Consider the following 2,571-nt stretch of genomic DNA (forward strand, 5'->3'; position numbering starts at 1 on the left):
TCGCTATCAGGGCAATACGCTCGCCTTCATGTTCGAGAGTCGCTATCTGTTCCAGTCCACCCCACAGGCCCTGTCGTCGAGCGCTCGGCAGCGCGACTACGGCTCGGTCTGGCAGGGGCTCGCGTCTCACTTTACGCCTCACACCACTCCTCAATCCACCCCTTGATTCACTCCTTAATTCACCCTGCATCAGCGATGAACTTTGACTGTTCATCGTCATCCGACCCCAGGCAATTCCTGCATTATTGCTCACGTTGCTCTTCAAGGAGGCACCCATGAAATTCGCTACCTACCAGGATGGTTCCCGCGATGGAACACTGCTGCTGGTCTCCCGTGACCTGACCCGCGCCGTCAAGGTCGCGGATGTCGCCACGACGCTGCAGGCGCTGCTGGAAGACTGGGCCTCGCTGGCGCCCGGGCTCGAGCAACGCTACGCGGCGCTCAATGATGGCACGCTGACGGACGCCTTTGCGCTGGAAAGCCAGGCGCTGCATTCCCCGCTGCCGCGCAGTTATCAGTGGGCAGACGGCTCGGCGTATCTGAACCATGTCCAGTTGGTGCGTCAGGCGCGTGGCGCCGAGATGCCCGAGACCTTCTGGCATGACCCGCTGATGTATCAGGGCGGCAGCGACAGCTTCCTGGCCCCCGGCGCCGATATCGTGTGTGTCAGTGAGGAGCATGGCATCGATTTCGAAGGCGAGATCGCCGTCATCACCGATGATGTGCCGATGCACGTCAGTCCGGAGCAGGCCGAGGACCACATTCGCCTGTTGATGCTGGTCAATGATGTAAGTCTGCGTGGGCTGATCCCTGGCGAACTGGCCAAGGGCTTCGGCTTCTTCCAGGCCAAGCCGTCGTCAAGCTTCTCGCCCATCGCCGTGACGCCGGATGAGCTGGGGGATGCCTGGCAGCAGGGGCGCGTGCATCTGCCGCTCAGCGTGCATCTCAATGGTGAGAAGTTCGGTGAGCCAGAGTCCGGGCCAGACATGATCTTCAGCTTCCCGCAGCTGGTGGCGCACGCCGCGAAGACTCGCCCCCTGGGCGCCGGCGCGATCATCGGCTCAGGCACCGTGTCCAATCCCGGCAAGGATGGCGGCCCCGGCAAACCGATCAGCGAAGGGGGCGTGGGCTACAGCTGTCTGGCCGAAGTGCGCATGGTCGAGAAGATCCTGTTCGATGAGATTCGCACGCCCTTCATGCGTTTCGGTGATCGCATCCGCATCGAGATGTACGATCGCGATGGCCAGAGCATCTTCGGCGCCATTGATCAGCAGGTGACGCAGTTGGACGCCTGATGGCGGCGTCGAGAGGCAGAGCTTCTCAGAGACATGTCTCGGGAAGACGTCGTGTACCGGTAAGCCTCAAGCCAACTGGGTGCGAGGTAGTGCGAAGGGGCGGCCGGCATCCAACCGCGTCACAGGGGAGTGCAGCATGAGTTCAATGAGCCTGTATGGCTATTACCGTTCATCTACCAGCTATCGGGTAAGAATCGCGCTGGCGCTCAAGGGGATAGAGGTCGCTCAGGTGCCGGTCAATCTGCTCAAGGGCGAACAGCGCAGCGCGGACTATCTGGCCATCAACCCCCAGGGACTGGTGCCGACCCTGATGGTGGGAGATACCCCCGCACCGGTGGTCCTGACCCAGTCGCTCGCGATCATGGAATATCTGGAGGAGCGCTGGCCCACCCCGGCGCTGTTGCCCTCAGCGCCGGAAGCGCGTGCGAAGGTGCGCTCACTGTGCCAGTTCATGGCCTGTGAGATGCATCCGCTCAACAATCCGCGCGTTCTCAATTATCTGACCGATCGGCTTGAGGTCACCCAGCAGCAGCGCCTTGAGTGGTACCGACACTGGGTCGCTGAGGGCTTCGCGCGTCTGGAAGTGATGCTGGCGGAAAGTGCGGGACGTTTCTGTTATGGAGATAGCCCGGGCATGGCGGATGCCTGCCTGATGCCCCAGCTCTACAATGCGCGCCGCTTCGAGTGTGAACTCAAGGACTACCCGAGGATTCTGGCCATCGAGGCGGCCTGTCAGTCACTGGAAGCCTTCCAGCAGGCCCACCCCGAGCGTCAGCCAGATTGTCCGGCGGCTTGATCATTGTCGGTATCCTGACAAGAAAGCGCCCCGGCGGTCTCGACGGGGCGCTTTCTTGTCTCGGGTCATCGTCTCACCGACAGCACTTGCTGGAGCTGTCGCCGCTGGCGGGTGTCTGCTCGACCACCACGGCAGCCGTGGATGGCGCGCAACAACTGCGGGTGGCGCAGGATGATGGCGGAGCGTCAGAGGTTTGCGAGCTTGCGTCTTGCTCATGCTCAGCTTGCGCGCTTTCGGCCTGCTTGGCCTCGCCAAGCTCTACTCGCGCGTCGCGAATCACCTGCCAGGCGGACTGCAGGAAGAGTGCGGCAATCGCCGCCCCCAGCAGCACATCCGGCCAGCGGGAGCCCGTCCAGCCCACCAGTATCGCGGCCCCGAAGACCGAGGCATTGGCGATGATGTCATTGCGTGAACACAGCCAGGTGGAGCGCATGTTCAGATCATCCGACTTGAAGCGCCACAGCAGGCCGAAGCAGACCA

General features: G+C 62.4%; 3 protein-coding genes and 1 pseudogene. 3 read left to right on the forward strand and 1 reads right to left on the reverse strand.

Going from position 1 to position 2,571, the window contains the following annotated elements:
* The 3 genes from AC4FAH_RS12390 to maiA all read left to right on the forward strand — a co-directional run.
* Positions 1–166 (forward strand): homogentisate 1,2-dioxygenase domain-containing protein (locus tag AC4FAH_RS12390; RefSeq protein WP_490246123.1); only part of this gene is annotated, 166 nt, incomplete at its 5' end.
* Positions 167–275: 109 nt separating this feature from the next.
* Entirely contained in the window at positions 276–1,295 is a 1,020-nt protein-coding gene (locus AC4FAH_RS12395; RefSeq protein ID WP_490246119.1) for a fumarylacetoacetate hydrolase family protein, read from the forward strand.
* 145 nt (positions 1,296–1,440) lie between these two features.
* Positions 1,441–2,091 (forward strand): maleylacetoacetate isomerase, encoded by a 651-nt coding sequence (gene maiA, locus AC4FAH_RS12400; RefSeq protein WP_287024689.1) that lies wholly within the window; start codon positions 1,441–1,443, stop codon positions 2,089–2,091.
* Between the two features lie 73 nt (positions 2,092–2,164).
* On the opposite strand, the pseudogene AC4FAH_RS12405 reads toward maiA, so the two are convergent.
* A pseudogene (locus tag AC4FAH_RS12405) lies at positions 2,165–2,571 on the reverse strand (hypothetical protein); the annotation flags it as partial.

It is taken from the genome of Cobetia sp. (assembly GCF_983723665.1).

Bases quoted from the DNA above. Each gene is read 5' to 3' on its own strand.
- maiA (WP_287024689.1), top strand. From the start codon at position 1,441: ATGAGCCTGTATGGCTATTACCGTTCATCTACCAGCTATCGGGTAAGA.
- AC4FAH_RS12395 (WP_490246119.1), top strand. From the start codon at position 276: ATGAAATTCGCTACCTACCAGGATGGTTCCCGCGATGGAACACTGCTG.